The organism is Frigoribacterium endophyticum, assembly GCF_011759585.1.
In the GTDB taxonomy this organism is placed as follows: Bacteria; Actinomycetota; Actinomycetes; order Actinomycetales; family Microbacteriaceae; genus Frigoribacterium; species Frigoribacterium endophyticum.
Genome location: NZ_JAAOYV010000001.1, coordinates 234,359 through 253,062, shown reverse-complemented (window position 1 = coordinate 253,062; position 18,704 = coordinate 234,359). Strand labels below are relative to the sequence as shown.

At 74.6% G+C, this 18,704-nt stretch carries 12 protein-coding genes; 6 read left to right on the top strand and 6 right to left on the bottom strand.

The annotated features are described in order from the left end of the window. Nucleotides 1-188: 188 nt before the first annotated feature. Nucleotides 189-1,052, bottom strand: coding sequence for an MmyB family transcriptional regulator (locus FHR77_RS01250; RefSeq protein ID WP_167257821.1), 864 nt, complete (start codon nucleotides 1,050-1,052; stop codon nucleotides 189-191). A gap of 102 nt (nucleotides 1,053-1,154) precedes the next feature. Here FHR77_RS01250 and FHR77_RS01245 point away from each other — a divergent pair, with 102 nt between their 5' ends. Continuing rightward, the gene (locus FHR77_RS01245) at nucleotides 1,155-1,916 is read left to right on the top strand and encodes an SDR family NAD(P)-dependent oxidoreductase (RefSeq protein WP_167258195.1); all 762 of its coding nucleotides are present in this window, start codon (nucleotides 1,155-1,157) and stop codon (nucleotides 1,914-1,916) included. 46 nt (nucleotides 1,917-1,962) lie between these two features. Here the strand turns inward: FHR77_RS01245 and FHR77_RS01240 are convergent, their stop codons facing one another. Together FHR77_RS01240 and FHR77_RS01235 are read right to left on the bottom strand one after the other, a co-directional pair. Beyond that, nucleotides 1,963-2,349: a cupin domain-containing protein gene (locus FHR77_RS01240; RefSeq protein WP_167258193.1), complete on the bottom strand. Its 387-nt coding sequence runs from the start codon at nucleotides 2,347-2,349 to the stop codon at nucleotides 1,963-1,965. Between the two features lie 76 nt (nucleotides 2,350-2,425). After that, nucleotides 2,426-2,869, bottom strand: coding sequence for an SRPBCC family protein (locus FHR77_RS01235; protein WP_167258191.1), 444 nt, complete (start codon nucleotides 2,867-2,869; stop codon nucleotides 2,426-2,428). Between the two features lie 125 nt (nucleotides 2,870-2,994). Between FHR77_RS01235 and FHR77_RS01230 the strand changes: the two genes are divergently transcribed. From FHR77_RS01230 to FHR77_RS01215, 4 genes are all read left to right on the top strand, one after another. Further along, nucleotides 2,995-3,246 (top strand): hypothetical protein, encoded by a 252-nt coding sequence (locus FHR77_RS01230; protein WP_056052492.1) that lies wholly within the window; start codon nucleotides 2,995-2,997, stop codon nucleotides 3,244-3,246. Nucleotides 3,247-3,422: 176 nt separating this feature from the next. Then, nucleotides 3,423-6,008: a lamin tail domain-containing protein gene (locus FHR77_RS01225; protein WP_167258189.1), complete on the top strand. Its 2,586-nt coding sequence runs from the start codon at nucleotides 3,423-3,425 to the stop codon at nucleotides 6,006-6,008. 477 nt (nucleotides 6,009-6,485) lie between these two features. After that, a complete protein-coding gene (locus FHR77_RS01220; protein WP_167259399.1) occupies nucleotides 6,486-7,454 on the top strand; it encodes a 1-phosphofructokinase family hexose kinase in 969 nt (322 codons plus the stop codon). A gap of 33 nt (nucleotides 7,455-7,487) precedes the next feature. After that, nucleotides 7,488-9,560: a PTS fructose transporter subunit IIABC gene (locus FHR77_RS01215; RefSeq protein WP_167258187.1), complete on the top strand. Its 2,073-nt coding sequence runs from the start codon at nucleotides 7,488-7,490 to the stop codon at nucleotides 9,558-9,560. A gap of 86 nt (nucleotides 9,561-9,646) precedes the next feature. Here FHR77_RS01215 and FHR77_RS01210 read toward each other — a convergent pair whose 3' ends face one another. Continuing rightward, the gene (locus FHR77_RS01210; RefSeq protein ID WP_167258185.1) at nucleotides 9,647-14,740 is read right to left on the bottom strand and encodes a glycoside hydrolase family 3 N-terminal domain-containing protein; all 5,094 of its coding nucleotides are present in this window, start codon (nucleotides 14,738-14,740) and stop codon (nucleotides 9,647-9,649) included. 172 nt (nucleotides 14,741-14,912) lie between these two features. After that, nucleotides 14,913-15,728 (bottom strand): alpha/beta fold hydrolase, encoded by an 816-nt coding sequence (locus FHR77_RS01205; RefSeq protein ID WP_167258183.1) that lies wholly within the window; start codon nucleotides 15,726-15,728, stop codon nucleotides 14,913-14,915. Between the two features lie 77 nt (nucleotides 15,729-15,805). On the opposite strand from FHR77_RS01205, the gene FHR77_RS01200 reads away from it, so the two are divergent. Beyond that, nucleotides 15,806-16,795 (top strand): diacylglycerol/lipid kinase family protein, encoded by a 990-nt coding sequence (locus FHR77_RS01200; protein ID WP_341777172.1) that lies wholly within the window; start codon nucleotides 15,806-15,808, stop codon nucleotides 16,793-16,795. Between the two features lie 102 nt (nucleotides 16,796-16,897). On the opposite strand, the gene pgi is transcribed toward FHR77_RS01200, so the two are convergent. Next, complete coding sequence (gene pgi, locus FHR77_RS01195; protein WP_167258181.1) at nucleotides 16,898-18,625, bottom strand: glucose-6-phosphate isomerase; 1,728 nt, start codon at nucleotides 18,623-18,625, stop codon at nucleotides 16,898-16,900. Nucleotides 18,626-18,704: the final 79 nt, after the last annotated feature.

Here is an 18,704-nt window from a genome sequence, read left to right as displayed (position 1 = left end):
GGTACGGGACGATCATGACACTGAACAGTTAGACGGTCTAGCTAGTTGCGTGAATCGGACAGTCGCCCGCGTTTCCCGTTCGGGGGACAGCGGCGTCGGCGGCCGTCGACCGGTCGGACGCAGGGCTGCGACGAGCCGCGCTCGTCGGGGTACACAGCCACGGAGCGCGGGCAGCGGCCGGGCGCGCCTCAGCGGGCGTCGGCCGTGACCGCGGAGACGCGGAGGAAGTCGAGGGCGGCGGCCGCGGGCGAGCCGGTCGCGGCCGTGTAGGCGACGAGGCGCAGATCGGTGCCCGCCACGGTGAGCACGTCGCAGTCGAGCTCGACGTCGCCCACGACCGGGTGGCGGATCACCTTGCGCTCGGAGACGTGCTCGCCGACGGCCCCGGTGCGCCAGAGCTCGCGGAAGATGTCGCTCGCCACGGTCATGTCGTCGATCAGGCGTCGCACGCGCGGGTCGCCCGGGTAGCGGCCGTGCACCCGCCGCAGGTCGGCGACGAGCGAGGCCTCGAACGCCCGCAGGCCGCCGTCGCGCCCGTGCTCGACGCGCTCGCCCGGCGTGATCGCTTGCGTGCCGCCGAACCACGACCGCAGCAGGTTCGGCCGCTCGCCGCCCTCGCCCACGGGCTCGCCGAAGAGACGGCCCCAGAGGGGGCTGTAGCTGAGCAGGTCCCAGGAGGCGGTGAAGACCGCGAGCGGCGTCTCGCCGAGCCGCGCGATCAGCCGCTGCACCCCCGGCGGCACGTGCTCGGGCACGGTGGCGGGCGACGGCGGCACGAGGCCCGCGAGCACGAAGAGGTGGTCGCGCTCGGCGTCGCTCAGCTGGAGGGCCCGCGCCAGCGCCGCGGCGACCTGCGCCGAGGGGTGCTGCGCCCGGCCCTGCTCGAGCCGCACGACGTAGTCGACGCTGAGGCCCGCGAGCGCGGCGAGCTCCTCCCGCCGGAGGCCCGCGGCCCGGCGGTGGTCGCCGGCGGGAAGGCCGACGTCGACGGGCGAGAGGCGGTCGCGCCACGCGCGCAGCAGGGCGCCGAGGTCGCCGGCAGGGGTGTCCACCTCGTCAGTCTCGCAGCGCCGAGGGCCGGCGGGGTGGTACTGCGAGTCCTCCCGACGGGGCGGGCCTGGATGGGCGTCGGGGGCAGGGCGGAGACTCGGGTCATGACGAACGACACGCCCACCACGGGCACCACCACCTCCCCCGACACCACCTCCGCCGACACCGCCGCGACCACGACCACCCTCGTCACCGGGGGCAACAAGGGGCTGGGGCGCGAGACCGCCCGGCGCCTCCTCGAGGCCGGCCACACGGTCTGGATCGGGGCCCGCGACGAGGCCAGGGGCCGCGCGACCGCCGACGAGCTCGGCGCCCGGTTCGTGCAGCTCGACGTCACCGACGACGCCTCGGTCGCCGCGGCCGCCGAGACGATCGCCGCGGCCGGCGGCCTCGACGTCCTCGTGAACAACGCGGGCATCACGGGGTCGCACTCCGCCCCCGACCAGCTCACGGGGGCCGACGCCCTCGAGGTGCTCGACACCAACGTCGCGAGCGTCGTGCGCACGACGACGGCCTTCCTGCCGCTGCTCCGCCGCTCGTCGGCGCCGACCATCGTCAACGTGACGAGCGGCCTCGGCTCGTTCACGGCGGTGCACGACGCCGACCGCATCGAGTCGACCGTCGTCGCGCCGCTCTACACGGCGTCGAAGGCGGCCGTCACGATGCTGACGGTGCAGTACGCGAAGGCCCTGCCCGAGATCCGCGTCAACGCCGCCGACCCCGGCTACACGGCGACCGACCTCAACGGCAACAGCGGCCACCAGACGGTGACCGAGGGCACCGACGCCGTGGTCGAGCTCGCGACCCGTGGCGGCCAGGGGCCGACCGGCACGTTCATCGACCGCTCGGGCGTCGCGCCGTTCTAGGCGGCGCCCTCCCGGGCCGAGCGGCGAGGGCCTGCGGCGGGCTGGGTCAGCGGAAGTCGCCGACCTGCCTCTCGAGCGGGACGGTCCCCTCGACCACGACGTCGCCGGTGTGCGCCGTGGTGACCGTCTCGATCAGGACGATCTCGACCTCCTCCTCCGCGACCGGGTTGTGCTGCACCCCCCGGGGGACGACCCAGAACTGCCCCGGCTCGAGCACGACTTCCTCGTCGTCGGGCAGCTGGATCCGGAGGCGCCCCGAGACGACGAGGAACATCTCGTCCTCGGCGTCGTGCGCGTGCCAGACGAGCTCGCCGAGCAGCTTCGCGACCTTCACGTACTGGTCGTTCACCCGCCCGACGACCCTCGGCGTCCAGTGCTCCCGGACCTGTCGGAGCTCAGCGGCGACGTCGATCCCGTGCAGTGTGGTGGTCATGGCTCCATCATCGGCCCTTCGCCGTGCGGAGAGGAGGCTGAGACCACCGGCGAACGGCGCTGGTCGTCGGAGGACCTCAAGGGTGGTCGACGGCCACCGGCGGCGCCTGGCGGGTGCGAGGGAGGCGTTCGTCGAGCAGCGCTGCCAGCCGGTCCAGGTCGCTCCGCACCGCGTCGGCGTCGGCCGCGAACTCCGCCTCGGAGACGCCGTCACGCCGGAAGAGGGTGAACACGGCCTCGCTGCCCTGGTCGTTGGCCACGACCCGGAACGGGTTCCGTACGGTCGTCCCGTCGGGCAGGGTCACGTCGTGGTCGAGGACTCCCAGCTCCACCGGCCCGGTGAAGGCCACCTCGACGACGCCCATCGGGGAGTCCGCGAACCACCGTCCGCCCTCCTGGCGGACGCCCGCGCTGAGGCCCGCCGCCCACGCGGGCAGGTTCGCGGGGTCCCCGGCGATGCGGGACACCGCGGCGACGTCGTGGTCGAACGAGCGGGAGAGGTGGACGACGGGCCAGGTCATGCCGGGACACTAGCGCCGGGCCGGCCCTGTCGCACCCTTCCGGGCCACGCCCGCTCCGACCACGCCCGCTCCGACCACGCCCCTCCGGGCTGGCACGGCCCGCCGCGGCGTGCCAGGCTCGGCGCATGCGAATCGACGAGTGGTGGCCCGACCTGATCCCGAGCACCCGGCAGTGGCTGATCGACAACGCCGGCGACGCCGTGCCGCCGGAGATCCTCGAGCAGATCACCGCCGTCACGGGCGAGCCGGGCGACGACGACACCTGGGTCGGCGAGGGCACCGACGACGAGTTCTACCTCTCCGACGAGGCGACCGACTGGGTCGAGGCCGCGGGCAACGCGGAGGGCGACGAGGACGAGGACGACGAGGAGGCCTGAGCCCCCTCCGGGAAGGCCTCCGGCCCGACGGGAGGCAGGCCGCCGGCCCGACGGGAGGCAGCACTCCCGGTCGACGCGGTGATGCGCACCACCTGTCGTTCACCGGGGGTTCACCGGCTGCACGTCGCGGGGCACGAGAGTGCGGGTGACCACGTCACCCCACGAACGGATCACGCATGCACCCCCTCCTCCGGCGCCTCGGCGCGACGACCCTCGTCGGCTGCGTCGCCGCCGTCGGGCTCGTCGGCACCGCCGCCCCCGCCTCGGCCGCCACGGGAGCCCCGACGCTCCTCGGCACGGTCGTCGTCAACGAGATCGAGTCGGACGGCGGCACGCCCGGCGACTGGATCGAGCTCGCCAACACCACCTCGGCCCCGGTCGACGTCTCCGGCCTCGTGCTGAAGGACAACGACGACACCCACGCCTTCACCCTGCCGGCGGGCACGACCCTCCCGGCCCTCGGGTTCCTCGTCGTCGACGAGTCGACCGACCCGGCCACGGGCCTCAGCTTCGGCCTCGGCAAGGCCGACTCGGTGCGCCTGTTCGACGCCGACGGCACGACGCTGCTCGACTCGTACAGCTGGACGGCCGCCGCCGCCACGACGTACGGTCGCCTGCCCGACCGCACGGGCGCCTTCGGCGTCACGCCCGCCTCGAGCAAGGGCACGGCCAACGCCGCGGCGACGACGCCGACCGACCCCGGCACGACGCCGGCTCCGACCCCCGCGCCCACCCCGGCTCCGACGCCCGCCCCCGCGCCGGTCGCGACGACGCTGCGCATCAACGAGGTCGAGTCGAACGGCGACGACACCGACTGGGTCGAGCTGACCAACGTCGGCAGCGCCGCCGTCGACGTCTCCGGCTGGTCCTTCCTCGACGGCGACGACTCCCACGCGAAGTACGTGCTGCCCGCCGGCTCGACCGTCGCCCCCGGCGGCTTCTTCGTCATCGACCAGGCCCAGGGCGTCCGCCCCGGCTTCGACTTCGGCCTCGGCGGCGCCGACTCCGCCCGCGTCTACGACACCTCGGGCGCCCTGGCGCTCACCTACAGCTGGACCGAGCACAGCCTCGTCAGCTACGGCCGCTGCCCCGACGGCACCGGCGAGTTCGCCACCACGACGACGAGCACGAAGGGCGCGGCGAACGACTGCTCCTCCCCCGTTCGCCTCAACGAGGTCGAGTCGAGCGGCGGCACGCCCGGCGACTGGGTCGAGCTCACCACCGTCGGCGCGACCCCCGTCGACGTCAGCGGCTTCGTGCTCCGTGACAGCGACGACACGCACCGGTACGTGCTGCCGACGGGCTCCGTCATCCAGCCCGGGGGCTTCCTCGTGCTCGACGAGCTGACGACGACGACGCCCGCCGGGTTCGACTTCGGACTGGGAGGCGCGGACAGCGTCCGCCTGTTCGCGCGCGACGGCGTCACCCTCGTCGACTCCTGGGCCTGGACGCAGCACGCCGCGGTGACCTGGGGCCGCAGCCCCGACGGCACCGGCGACTTCACGGCCACGCTCGAGGCCACCAAGGGCTCGGCGAACATCGCCGCGGGCACCGTCCTCACCCAGCCGTGGCCCGGCGGCCCGGACGAGCTGCCGCTCGACGACGAGGCGACCTTCACCGGCGACCTCAGCGGCCTCGACTACGAGCCCTCGGGAACCTCGGCCGACGGCACCCTCTGGGCCGTGCAGAACGGCGACGGCCTGCTCTACCGCATCGTCTCGGACGGCGCGGGGGGCTGGGCCCCGGCCACCGACTCCGGCTGGTCCGCGGGCAAGGCCCTGCGCTACCCCGACGGCACCGGCCGGGTCGACGCCGAGGGCGTCACCGTGACCGGCGACTCGAGCGACGGCGGCGTGTACGTCTCGTCCGAGCGGAACAACGCGGCGTCGAGCGTCAGCCGCCCCTCGGTGCTGCGCTACGACGTGGCCGCCGCGGGCAGCGCGACGACGCTCGTCGCGACGCAGGAGTGGAACCTCGCCGCCGACTTCCCCGGCCTCGGCGCGAACGCCGGGCTCGAGGGCGTCACCTGGGTGCCCGACTCGTGGCTCACGGAGCGCGGCTTCGTCGACGAGTCGACCGGCGCCGCCTACGACCCCGCCGCCCACCCCGGCCACGGCGAGGGCCTGTTCTTCGTCGGCGTCGAGGGCACCGCGAGCGTCTACGCCTACGCCCTCTCGACCGACGGCTCGGCCGAGCGCGTCGCGACGATCGCCACCTCGTTCGACCTCGTGGCCGACGTGCAGTTCGACGCCGACCTCGACGCCCTGTGGGTCGTCTGCGACGAGGCCTGCTCGGGCCGCACCGCCCTCTTCGACGTCGACGCCTCGGGCGCCTTCGCCGAGCAGGTCGTCTACGAGGCCCCGCTGAACGCCGACCGCGGGCTCGCCAACGAGGGCTTCGCCGTGGCCGACGCCGCGACCTGCACCGACGGCGCTCGCCAGACGTTCTACGCCGACGACGCCGACACGGACGGGTTCTCGCTCCGCGCCGGGACGCTGCCGTGCGAGGCACCGACGGCGCCGACCGACCCGACGACGCCGGTCGTGCCGGGGACGGGGGCCGGCGCGCCCGGCACCGGCACGGGCACGGGCGCTGGCACCGTCCCGGCCGGCACGACGCCGACCCGCGTCGCCGCCGCCCCGACCCGCGCGGGCGCGCTCGCCTACACCGGCAGTGCCGACGCTCGCCTCGGCGCGGCGCTCGCGGCGCTGCTGCTCCTCGCCGGAGCGGGAGGGGTGCTCGTCAGCCGCCGTCGCGCCTGACCGCGGCGCACCTCCGGCACCCGCACCGCGCCTCCCCCCGGGCCGCGGCCGTCGACCTCACCGTCGTCGGCCGCGGCCCGTCGGCGTCATCGCGTGACTCCCAGACCGCAACGCGCCGCAGAACGCGAGCGATTCGCTCGGCGACGACCAGACGCCGGGGAGGCACGGAGCCCGCCGAGCAGATCACTCTCGAATTTGAGAAGAACCACGCTCACAGGCACGGATCACTCTCAAATTCGAGAGGAACCGGTGGATGACGTCGGGTCTATCGCACATCCCGAGGCATGTGGGCCGAATCGGATGCCCGTTCTTGTTGTTCTCTGCCCGATCATGTGGTTTCATCGTCCGGAACGGAGTCGATCAGGCTCCCGACGACGACGAGGTCCGACGATGAGCACAGCACCGACCGCCCACGGCCCCGCGGGCAGCGGCACCGGCAACGGCACCGGCCCCGCCGAGGGTGCCCCCGCCCGGCGGATGATCCTCACCGTCACCCCGAACCCCTCCCTCGACCGCACGATCGAGCTCACCGACGAGCTCCGCCGCGGCGAGGTGCAGCGCGCCGCCCGCACGACCGACGAGCCCGGCGGCAAGGGCGTCAACGTCTCGCGGGCCCTCGCGGCCTCGGGCGCCGAGACCGTCGCGCTGCTGCCCGGGCTGCTCGACGACCCCGTGCTCACGGCCCTCCGCCAGCGCGGCGTGCCCACCGTCAACCTGCCGATCGAGCAGCGCCTGCGAGCGAACGTCACCGTCACCGAGCCCGGCGGCACGACGACCAAGATCAACGAGGTCGGCCCCGACCTCGGAGCCCACGTGGAGGCGCTGACCGGCCTCGTCGTCGAGCACGCCCCCCTGGCGTCGTGGCTCGTGCTCGCGGGGTCGCTGCCCCCGGGGCTGCCGGTGACCTGGCTCGCCGACGTCGTCGGCGCCGTCCGCGCCGCCCACGGCGACGCCGCGCCGCGCATCGCCGTCGACTCGTCGGGCGCCCCCTTCGCCGCGCTCGTCGCCTCCGGCGTCCGGGTCGACCTGGTCAAGCCGAACGCCGAGGAGCTCGCCGAGGTCGTCGGCGGCGACGCCGACACCTACGAGCGCGACCTCGACGCCGCCGTGGCGGGCGCCCAGCGCCTCCGCGAGCTCGGCGTCGGCGCGGTGCTGCTGACCCTCGGCAGCGTGGGCGCCGTGCTCGTCGACGACTCCGGCGCGTGGTTCGCCGCCGCCCCGCGCATCGTGCCGCTGAGCACGGTCGGCGCGGGCGACTCCTCCCTCTCGGGCTGGCTGCTCGCCGAGCAGGCCGGCGCGGGCCCGGCCGGCCGCCTCGCGCAGGCCGTCGCCTCGGGCGCGGCCGCCGCGGCCCTGCCCGGCAGCATCGTCCCCTCCCTCGACCAGACCTCCCCCGACGACATCGACGTCGTCCCGATGGCCCCCGTGGCCGTCGGCCACCGCTGAGCAACGACGCCCGACCCCAAGGAGCACCCCACCATGTCCGCACTCATCAGCACCGACCTCGTCGGCCTCGACGAAGACCTGGGAGCCACGTCGTCCGACGTGATCCGGGTGCTCGCCGGCCGCGTGGCCGCCGCCGGCCGCGCCGGCTCCGCCGACTCGCTCGCCGACGACGCGATCGCCCGCGAGGCCTCGATCGGCACCGGCGTGCCCGGCGGCATCGCCATCCCCCACGCCCGGTCGACCTCGGTCACCGAGCCGACGCTCGCCTTCTCGCGCCTCGCCCGCACGGTGCCCTTCGGCGCCCCCGACGGCGACGCCGACATCGTCTTCATGATCGCGGTGCCCGAGGGCGCCGACAGCGACCACATGACGGTCCTCTCCACCCTCGCCCGCGCGCTCATCCGCGACGACTTCACCGCGGCGCTCCGGGCCGCGCGCACCCCCGCCGACGTGGTCGCCCTCGTCGACCAGGAGGTCAGCGGCGACGTCGCGGAGGCGCGGGGCACCACCGGCACCGCTCCCGCGGGCGCGACCAGCGCCTCCGGCACCTCCCCGGCCGACGGCGCCCGTCGCCCCCAGCTGGTCGGCGTCACGGCGTGCCCCACCGGCATCGCCCACACCTACATGGCCGCGGACGCCCTGGTCGCGGCCGCCGCCCGCCTCGGCGCCGACCTGCAGATCGAGACGCAGGGCTCGTCGAAGGTGACCCCGCTCGACCCCGCCGTGATCGCCGCGGCCGACGCCGTCATCTTCGCCGTCGACGTCGACGTGCGCGACCAGTCGCGCTTCGCCGGCAAGCCCGTCGTGCGCGGGCCGGTCAAGCGCGGCGTCGACGCCCCCGACGCCATGGTGGAGGAGGCGATGGCCGCGGCCACCGACCCCGCCGCTCCCCGCGTCGCCGGCTCGGCCGACGACGCGTCGGCGCAGGAGACCCGCGCGAAGGAGGGCTTCGGCTCGTCGCTGAAGCGCTGGCTGCTGACCGGCGTCTCGTACATGATCCCGTTCGTCGCCGGCGGCGGCCTGCTGCTCGCCCTGGGCTTCCTGCTCTCGGGCTACGAGATCGCGGGCAACGCCGCGACCGTGCTGACGGACTACTCGCTGACGAACCTGCCGCCCGAGGGCCTGGTGTACTTCCTCGGCGCCGCCGCCTTCCAGATCGGCAACCTGTCCATGGGCTTCCTGGTCGCGGCCCTCGCCGGCTACATCGCCTACGCCATCGCCGACCGCCCGGGAATCGCGCCCGGCTTCGTCGCGGGCGCCGTCGCCGTCTTCATGGGCGCCGGCTTCATCGGCGGCCTCGTCGGCGGCCTGCTCGCCGGCTTCGCCGCGTACTGGATCGGCCGGCCCACCGTGCCGCGCTGGCTGCGCGGCCTGATGCCCGTCGTGATCATCCCGCTCTTCGCGTCGATCTTCGCGAGCGGCCTGCTCGTGCTCGTGCTCGGCGGCCCGATCGCCGCGCTGACCGTCGCGTTGACCGACTTCCTCAACGGCCTCAACGGCACGGGCGCGGTCGTGCTCGGCGTCGTGCTCGGCCTCATGATGTGCGTCGACCTCGGCGGCCCCGTCAACAAGGTGGCCTACTCGTTCGCCGTCGCCGGCCTCTCGGCGGGTTCGCTCACCGACAACCCCGCACCGCTGATGATCATGGCCGCCGTCATGGGCGCGGGCATGGTGCCGCCGCTCGCGATGGCCCTCGCCTCGACGGTGCTGTACCGCAAGGGCTTCTCGCAGGTCGAGCGCTCGAACGGCACGGCCGCGTGGCTGCTGGGCGCCTCGTTCATCTCCGAGGGGGCCATCCCGTTCGCCGCGGCCGACCCGCTGCGCGTCATCCCGGCCTCGATGGTCGGAGGCGCGGTGACCGGAGCCATCTCGATGGCCGCGGGCGTCACGTCGCAGGCCCCGCACGGCGGCCTCTTCGTGTTCTTCGCGATCGGGAACCTCGGCATGTGGGTCGTCGCGATCCTCGCCGGCACCGTGGTGTCGGCCGTGGTGCTCGTCGGCCTCAAGCGCTTCGTCCGCCGCTCGGGCGAGAGCGTCACCGTCGAGGCCGCGCAGGCCGCCGACGCCGGCGCCGTGGTCGGCCAGCGCAAGCCGGTCGCCGCCTAGCGGCCACCGCCCGCAGCGCACGACAGAGGCCCCCGCCCCGGGAAGGGACGGGGGCCTCCGTCGTCAGTGCGACGTGGCGCGACCGCTCAGTCGTTGCCCTGTCGACGACGGTGACGGAGCGTCAGCCAGGCGCCCATCACGATCATCATGAGGGCCGCGGCGCCGATGCCGACCCAGGCGTCCGAGCCGGTGAAGGCGAGCGGACCGCGGGCGGCGGAGACGCGGCCGGGGCCGTCGGAGCCGCCGGCTCCGGCACCGGGCACCCCGGCGCCGGGCGTGCCGGCTCCGGGCGTCCCGGGCGTGCCCGCACCGGGCGTGCCGGGCGTGCCCGGGTCGCCGGGGCCGTCGGCCGCCAGCACCGTCAGCGTCGCGCGGGCGATCTGCCCCGCGCCCTCGAGCTCGACGACGTGCGCCCCCGGCTCGAGGTCGGCCGGCACCGTGAAGCGCAGGACGCCGACGCCCGAGACCGTCGCGGTCGCCGTGCCGATCGACTGCGGCTCGGAGAACACCGTGCCGGCGAGGGCCTCTCCGGCGACGAAGCCGGTGGCCGTGATCGACACCGAGTCGCCCGGGCGGGCGGTCGCGGGGTCGAGCGTGCCGGGCACGATCGCCTTCGTGGGCTCGTCGACCTCGAGGTCGATGCCGAGCACCGCGGCGAAGCCCCGGAGGGCCACGTCGGGCAGTCCGCGCTGCAGCGCGGCCTCGGCGTCGGCCGTGAGGCCGTCCGAGCCCGCCGCGGCCGTGCCGTCGATCATCGCCGCCTGCGCGAGGTCACGGGCGAGCGACACGAGCACGTCGGCCGTGGTCATCGCCCCGAGGTCGGTGCCGCTGAACGGGCCCACCGCGGCCAGGAGGAGGCGCAGGGCCGCGGCCGGGTCGGTCACGCTCCCGTCGTCGCCCCAGACGTCGGCGTCGAGCAGGGCCTGGACCGCCTCGCGGGCCGCGCCCTCGGGCAGGCCGGCGACCAGCGCCTCCACCCGGTCACGCGCACCGTCGGTGCGGAGGCCCCAGCCGTAGGGGAAGAGCGGCTCGTAGTCGGCGTCGCCGACGTTGATCGGCACCTGGTCGGCGCTGGCCGCCCAGGTCACGGGCAGGCGGCCGGCGAAGGGCCGGTCGCCGAACAGCACGTCGGCGACGCCGGTGCCCTCGGAGCCGGGCAGCGACGAGGCGACCACGGCGTCGGCCTGGCCGACGACGTCGCCGAGCAGCTGGGGCCGGCCCGACACCACGAGCACCACGCACGTGGCGGTCGCGGCGCAGACCTTCGCGACGGTGGCCTGGTCGGCCGCCGTCAGCGACAGGCTCGAGCCGTTGTTCGGCACGTCGCCCTGGCCCTCCGCGTACGGGCGCTCGCCCACCACGACGACGCCGGTCTGGTCGGCGCCGATCGGGGCGGAGGCGTCGGGGCTGACGGTCACGGCGGCGTCGGGGGCGACCTCGCGGATGCCCTCGGCGATGCTCGTGCCCGTCGTCGTGTCGCCCGACCCGCCCTGCCAGCTGATCGTCCAGCCGCCCATCTGGCGACCGAGGTCGTCGGCGCTGGAGCCGGCCACGTAGAGCGAGGCGTCCTTCGCGAGCGGCAGCGCGCCTCCCTCGTTGGTCAGCAGCACCTGCGACTCGCCGGCGGCCTGGCGGGCCACGGCACGGTTCGCGGCGGAGCCGACCCCGTCGACGTTCGTGCGGTCCGCGAAGGGCTGCTCGAACAGGTTGAGGTCGAACTTCTGGGTGAGGATGCGGCGGACGGCGTCGTCGACCCGCGACTGCGGGACGGCGCCGGAGCCGACGGCCGCGACGATGCTGTCGATGAAGGCCCCGTAGTTGTAGGGCGCCATCGCCATGTCGAGGCCCGAGTTCACCGACCGCACCGCCTTCTCGGCGTAGGTGCCGCCGGGCAGCTTGTCGATGCCCTCCCAGTCGCTGATGAGGAAGCCCTCGAAGCCGAGGTCGCCCTTCAGCAGGTCGGTGTTCAGGGCGGTGTTCTCGTGCATGCGCACGGGGCCGTCGCCGAGGTCGACCGCCGAGTACGACGGCATGATCGTGCCGACGCCGGCCTGGAGCGCCGGCAGGTACGGGTCGACGTGCAGGCGGGTGAACTCCTCGAGCGACCCGGCCTCGGTGACGCCCTGGTCGATCGGGTAGGCGCCCGTCCCGGCCACGGACTCGTCGTAGGTCGTGCCGCCGTCGCCGGCCCAGTGCTTGGCCGTGGCCAGCACCTCGTCGGCGCCGCCGATGTCGGTCGGGTCGTCGCCCTGCAGGCCGAGCACCGACGGGGCCGCGAAGGTGCGGACCAGCGCGGGGTCCTCGCCGAACGACTCGTAGCTGCGTCCCCAGCGCTCGTCGCGCGAGACGCAGAGGCAGGGGGCGAAGGTCCACGGCACGCCCGTGGCGCGCACCTCCTGAGCCGTGACCCGGGCGATCTCCTCCACGAGGGCCGGGTCGCGGGTGGCGCCGAGGCCGGTGTTGTGCGGGAAGATCGTCGCGCCGACCACGTTGCTGTGGCCGTGCACGGCGTCGACGCCGTAGATCATCGGGATCTGCAGGCGGGTCGACAGGGCCTCGCGCTGGTACGCGTCGACCATGTCGGCCCAGGCGACGGCGGTGTTGCCCTCGGGCACCGACCCTCCGCCGCTGAGCAGCGAGCCGAGGGCCCGGTCGCTGATGTCGCTCGTCGACGTGAGGCCGAGGCGCTCGGCCTGGGCCATCTGCCCGACCTTCTCCTCCAGCGTCATCCGGCCCAGCAGGTCGGCGACGCGGTCGGCGGTGGGCAGCGAGGCGTCGAGATACGGCAGGTCGTGCGCGGCGAGCACGACGCGCGGGCCGTCGCCGACCTTCGCCGTGGTCGACGCGAGGGTCACCTGGAGCTCCTTGGCCTCGGCGGCCCCCGCGGAGGCGCGGGTCGCCACGGTGACCGTCTGCTGAGCACCCGAGGCGCTCCCGGCCGGGAAGGTCACGGTGCCCGACGCGGCGTCGTAGTCGGTGCCGGCCACGGCGGTGCCGTCGGCGGTGGCCCAGTCGACGGACACGTCGGAGGCGAGGGGCTCGTCACCGGCGGTCGTCACGGTCAGCGCGACCTCGGCCGGCTGGCCGGCGTCGACGAGCCAGACGTCCTGGGCGGAGTCGACGGTCACCGAGGCCGCGGAGGCGGGGGTGCCGTAGAGCTGCGTGTCGTCGATCGCCCAGCCGACGGGCGCCGGGGTGCCCGGCGTGAAGGTGAACGAGTAGCCGAACGAGGCCGTCAGGTCGAGGGTGCCGTTCGTCGTCGCGGCGTCGCCCGGCTGGTAGCCCGACGGCGTGAACGACGAGAAGGGCAGCTCGACGAGCTTCCAGCGCGAGGTGCTGCTGCCCCAGTTGTCCTTGAAGGTCGTGGCCCACAGCTCGCTGGTCTCGGCGGTGTCGCCGCCGGCCGGGTCGCCGTCCTTGATCTCGAGCTTGATGTCGGCGCCCGCCGTGGGCGATGCCGGGTTGTTCGACTGCGACGCGTACCACCAGAAGCGGATGCCCTGGTAGCTCGACCAGTCCTGGCTGTTGGCCAGGTTGTGGCTCAGCCCGCCGTAGCCCCCGGAGGGGATCGAGAACTGCCCCGAGAGCACGTGGTTCTCGGCGTCGCCGCCGCGCTCCTGCACGGTGACCTCGCGGCTGATGGTCGGCTCGGCCGGTGCCGGCGAGCCCCAGGTGAAGAAGCCGACGGGGTCGGCGGTCGTGCTGAGCGGCACGTCGCCCTCGAAGTCCTCGATCATGGTGGCGCGGTCGAAGACGGCGACGTCGTCGACCAGGTACGTGCCGGCGCCGAGCTGCGTCAGCGTCACCGCGAAGCCGGTCGAGGCGGACGGGTCGAAGCGGGTGTCGCTGGTCGGCTGGCCCTTGACGCGCAGGTCGGCGAAGAGCACGCTGACGCGCTTCCAGTCGGTGCTGTCGTCGGTGACGCTCGTCTCGAAGAGCACGCCGCCGTTCTTCAGCTCGTACCGCAGCTGCTGGCCGCTGGCCGCGCCCTTGAACCAGAACGAGAAGCCGTCGGCGTCGCTCCAGTCGGCGGCGGGCTGGTCGTGCGAGAAGCCGTACCAGCTGTCGGGGGCGGTGGGCCCGGCGACGACGGCGCTGAGCACCTGCGTGCCGGCGGCCCCCTCTCGCTCGGCGGCGACGGTCGAGAGCGCGGGCGTCACCGCGGCGCTGGCGCCCCAGCCGAAGTAGCCCGAGGGCACCCCGGCCTCGAAGTCGTCGAGCACGCGGGTCTCGCCGACGTTGGGCAGCTCGCCCGTCGGGGTGAGCGTGACTGCCAGCGACCCGCGCGACCCGACGACGGTCGGCTCGCTGGCGTCGGAGGCGGTCAGCTCGACCGTGCGGCGGGGGCTGAGCGCGCCGGTCGAGATCGTCTCGAGCGCGACGGAGGCGGTGGTCTCGCCGGGCGCGAAGGTCACGGTCTCGTCGACGGCCCGGTAGTCGGTGCCGGCTACGGCGGTGCCGCCGGTGGAGCGGACCCGCACGCTGACGGGCTCGTCGCTGGTGCCGGTCAGGCTGAGGCCGGCGGTGAGGGTCTGCCCGGCGGCGACGGTCGCGGTCGCGCGGTCGAAGCTGACGGAGCGGGTCTGTGCCTCGCCGTACACCTGGAGGCCGTAGGCGGAGTAGCCGTACCAGTGCGGCCGCGAGGCGTCCCAGGTCGCCGCCGAGCGCTGCAGCATGCTCACGCGCACGTAGCGGGCGTCCGTGGGCGCCGACAGAGCGACCTCGTCGCGCTGCCCGTCGCCGGCGTCGACCGTCCGGGCGGTGGTCCAGCTCTCGGCCAGCGCCGGGTCGCCGGTGGTCACGTCGACCGTGTAGCGCGTCGCGTACGACGACTCCCAGTCGAGGCCGATCGCGTCGACGCGGGCCACGCCGCCGAGGTCGACGATCACCGAGGCGGTGAACGGGACGTCCTCGTCGGGGCCGTTGCCGCTGGCCCACCGGGTCGCGGCGTCGCCGTCGTTCAGGGCCTCGGCGGGGAAGGTGCCGTCGGCGTCGGACTGCGAGGCCGACGCGGTGACGGTGCCGAAGCGGGCGAGGTCGACCGGGGCGGCGACGGCGGCGAGGGCCGGCAGGCCCGACAGCAGCAGGGCCGAGACGGCGGTGAGGGCCGTGCCGACGGCGACGCGGCGCGTCGCCCTGCCGGCTCGGCCTCGAGGTGGGCGGGTGGGGACGACGGTCACGACTACTCCCTTGTAATCACGAGCAGGCGGGCCGGTGCGCACGACATCGTGCGCGGTGGCTCACCAGGGGGGACGTCGGCCCTCACCGACCCCGTGATCGGGGGCCAGGGGCTCGACCGGCTGATCGTATCCACACAGCTCATTCCGAGGCAAGGGGTGGACGACATCGATGTCAGACCTGCGACACGGCCCCTGGGCAGCAGCGTCGGGCGAAGTCGACGACCTCGCGGCCGACAGCCGCGGCCCGCGAGTGCACGACGTCGTGGACGGCGGCGGGCACGTCGCGCGCCTCGCCGTCGGCGACGAGCGCGACGAGCTCGTCCGCCCAGCGGGCGGGCGCCACGGGGTCGTGTCGGCCCCGCAGCACGAGCAGCGGCGCCGCCAGACCGGGGAGGCGCTCGTCGATCGGGTGCCGGAGCATCGAGCGGGTGCCCGCCGCGTACGACAGCAGGCCGCCGCGCAGGTAGTCACGCGTCACCATGGCGCTCGTGAGCGGCGGCTCGCCGAGCATGTCGAGGGCGAGCCGGCGGCCCTGGCCGACGACGCTCGGCGCGACGCGGTCGACGACGGGGCCCACCAGCACCACGCCCGCGACGACGTCGGGGCGACGCAGGGCCATCTCGACGACCACCTGCGCGCCGAGCGAGTGCCCGACGAGCACGACCGGGCCGGCGAGCGGAGCCGAGGCGAGCTCGTCGAGCCTCGGCAGCAGGGCCTCGGCGAGCTGCGGGATCGTCAGGCGCCGACCCGGGCCGGGCGAGCGCCCGAAGCCGGGCAGGTCCGGGGCCAGCACGGGCCCGTGGGCGACGAGCGCGGCCGCGAGCCGGCTGAACGAACGGTGCGACAGGCCCAGCCCGTGCACGAGCACGAACACCGGCGCTCCGGGCGGGTGCCGCTCCGGGCCGTGGGCGGACCACCAGTGCACGGAGGGCCGGTCGGCCGACGGGCCGCCGCGGCGGGGGGACGACTCGGCGATGGTGTCCTCCACGGGCGGGTGAGGCAGGGGATCTGCCGTCTGGGAGTGTACCGGCGGGCGGCCCGGCGCCCTGCACTAGGGTCTCGCCTGTGGAACCACCCCGGCACGACGCTCCGACACCCGCCAGGGCCGCCGTGGTGGTCAACCCGGTGAAGGTCGACGTCGCCGCGCTCCGGCAGCTCGTGGCCGAGCAGGAGGAGCGGCTCGGCTGGGCTCCCGCGACCTGGTTCGAGACGAGCGCGGGCGACGACGGGCGCTCGGCGGCCGAGGCGGCGCTGGGGGCCGGCCCGCGACTCCTCGTGGTGGCCGGGGGCGACGGCACGCTGCGCGCCGTGGCCGAGGTCGCGGCCGGGCGGGGCACCCCGCTCGGGCTCGTGCCCGCGGGCACCGGCAACCTGTTCGCCCGGGAGCTGGGCCTGCCGCTCAACGCGCTGCGCTCGGCGGTCGAGACCGCGTTCGGCGGCCGCGACCGGCCGGTCGACGTCGGCACCGCCCAGCTCGGGCGGCCTGACGGGACGAGCACGAGCCACGCCTTCCTCGTCATGACCGGCATCGGCGTCGACGCCCACATGGCCGGGCACACCGACCCCCGGCTCAAGGCCCGGATCGGCTGGCTCGCGTACTCCGACCCCATCGCGCGGAGCGTCTTCGGCAACCGCCAGTTCGACATGACGTACGCGCTCGACGACGAGCCCCCGGTGTCGACCCGCGTGCACACGGTGATCGTCGGCAACTCGGGGACGCTGACCGCGGGCATCCTGATGATCCCGGACGCCGTCGTCGACGACGGGCTGCTCGACGCGGTCGTGCTCCGCCCCGGGCGCGGCCCGGGGTGGACGTACATCGGCTACCGGCTCGCGTTCAACCGCCTGCTGCACCGCACCGGCGTCGGCCGTGTCGTCACCCGGTGGAGCCCCCGGCCCCGCTCGATGCGCTTCGCCCAGGCGCGGGCGATGCGGGTGCAGCTCGCCGCCCCGCAGGAGATCCAGATCGACGGCGACCCCCGCGGCCTCGTCAGCGAGGTCGCCATCACGGTCGCGCACCACGCACTGACCGTGCGCGTGCCGACCGCGGGCTGAGCCCGGCGGGGCCGACGACACGGCCAGGACGCAGGAGGCGCGGCGCAGGTCGAGCCTGCACCGCGCCTCCCCCGGGCCCTCGCCCGGTGACCTCGTCGCTCGCTAGTCGCGCAGCTCCAGGTACTTCGCGATCAGCGCGCCGGTCGAGCTGTCCTGCGCCTCGAGCGCGGCGACGTCGCCGTCGACCGCCGGGGCGATCTGCAGCGCGAGCTGCTTGCCGAGCTCGACGCCCCACTGGTCGAACGAGTCGATGCCCCAGATCGTGCCCTCGACGAAGACGATGTGCTCGTAGAGCGCGATCAGCTGGCCGAGCACGCTCGGGGTCAGCGCCGGGGCGAGGATCGACGTCGTCGGGCGGTTGCCGCTGAAGACGCGGGCGGGGACGACCGCCTCGGCGGTGCCCTCGGCGCGGACCTCGTCGGCCGTCTTGCCGAAGGCCAGGGCCTTCGACTGCGCGAAGAAGTTCGCCATGAAGAGCGCGTGCACGTCCTGGCCGGGCTCGACCGTGCTGCCGTCGCCCGACTCGTCCTTCAGGGGGTGCGCCGGGTTGGCAACCGCGATGAAGTCGGCGGGCACGATGCGGGTGCCCTGGTGGATGAGCTGGTAGAACGCGTGCTGGCCGTTGGTACCGGGCTCGCCCCAGAAGACCTCGCCGGTGTCGGTGGTGACGGGCGAGCCGTCCCAGCGGACGCTCTTGCCGTTCGACTCCATCGTGAGCTGCTGGAGGTAGGCGGGGAAGCGGTGCAGGTACTGCGAGTAGGGCAGCACGGCGTGGCTCTGCGCGCCGAGGAAGTTCGAGTACCAGACGTTGAGCAGGCCCATCAGCACGGGCACGTTCTGCCCGAGCGGAGCGGTGCGCATGTGCTCGTCGAGGGCGTGGAAGCCGGCGAGGAACTCGCGCCAGGCGTCGGGGCCGATCGCGATGACGACCGAGGTGCCGATGGCGGAGTCGACGGAGTAGCGGCCGCCGACCCAGTCCCAGAAGCCGAACGCGTTCTCGGGGTCGATCCCGAACGCGGCGACCTTCTCGAGGGCGGTCGAGACGGCGACGAAGTGCTTCGCCACGGCGCCCGTGCGGGCCTCGTCGGTGTCGTCGAGGGCACCGGCGGCGGCGAGGCCGCGCCAGAGCCAGTCACGGGCGAGACGCGCGTTGGTGAGGGTCTCGAGCGTGCCGAAGGTCTTCGACGCGACGATGAAGAGGGTGGTCTCGGGGTCGAGGCCGACGGTCTTCTCGGAGACGTCGGTGGGGTCGATGTTGGAGACGAAGCGGACCTCGAGGCCCTCCTGCACGTAGGGCTTCAGCGCCTCGTAGACCATGACCGGGCCGAGGTCGGAGCCGCCGATGCCGATGTTGACGACGGTCTCGATGCGCTTGCCGGTGACGCCGACCCACTCGCCGGAGCGGACCTTCTCGGCGAAGGCGTAGACCTTGTCGAGCGTGGCGTGGACGTCGGCGTCGACGTCCTGGCCGTCGACGACGAAGCCGGCCGCGGGGACGAGCTCGGCGCCCTCCTTCGGGCGGCGCAGGGCGGTGTGCAGCACGGCGCGGTCTTCCGTGACGTTGATGTGCTCGCCCGAGATCATGGCCTGGTAGCGCTCGGCGACGCCGGCGTCGGTGGCGACCTGGAGGAGGTGCTGGAGGACCTCGTCGGTGACGAGGCCCTTGGAGAGGTCGACGGTGAGGTCGGCGGCCTGGAAGGTGAGGCGCTCGGCGCGGTCGGCCTCGGCGTCGAACCAGGCACGGAGGTCGGGCGAGAAGCCGTCGGCGATGCGGGCGAGCTGCTGCCACGCCTCGGTCGAGGTGGGGTCGACGGGAACGGATTCGGTCACGGGTGGTCCTCCTGGAGCGGATGAGCGGTACGGCCCGCGGGAGACGCGCCGTCGCGTGACGGACCGGGGCCAACTCTAC

Excerpts from the sequence above, each read along its gene's own strand:
- FHR77_RS01245 (WP_167258195.1), top strand. The coding sequence starts at position 1,155 with ATGACGAACGACACGCCCACCACGGGCACCACCACCTCCCCCGACACC.
- FHR77_RS01240 (WP_167258193.1), bottom strand. The coding sequence starts at position 2,349 with ATGACCACCACACTGCACGGGATCGACGTCGCCGCTGAGCTCCGACAG.
- FHR77_RS01235 (WP_167258191.1), bottom strand. The coding sequence starts at position 2,869 with ATGACCTGGCCCGTCGTCCACCTCTCCCGCTCGTTCGACCACGACGTC.
- FHR77_RS01230 (WP_056052492.1), top strand. The coding sequence starts at position 2,995 with ATGCGAATCGACGAGTGGTGGCCCGACCTGATCCCGAGCACCCGGCAG.
- FHR77_RS01225 (WP_167258189.1), top strand. The coding sequence starts at position 3,423 with ATGCACCCCCTCCTCCGGCGCCTCGGCGCGACGACCCTCGTCGGCTGC.
- FHR77_RS01220 (WP_167259399.1), top strand. The coding sequence starts at position 6,486 with ATGATCCTCACCGTCACCCCGAACCCCTCCCTCGACCGCACGATCGAG.
- FHR77_RS01215 (WP_167258187.1), top strand. The coding sequence starts at position 7,488 with ATGTCCGCACTCATCAGCACCGACCTCGTCGGCCTCGACGAAGACCTG.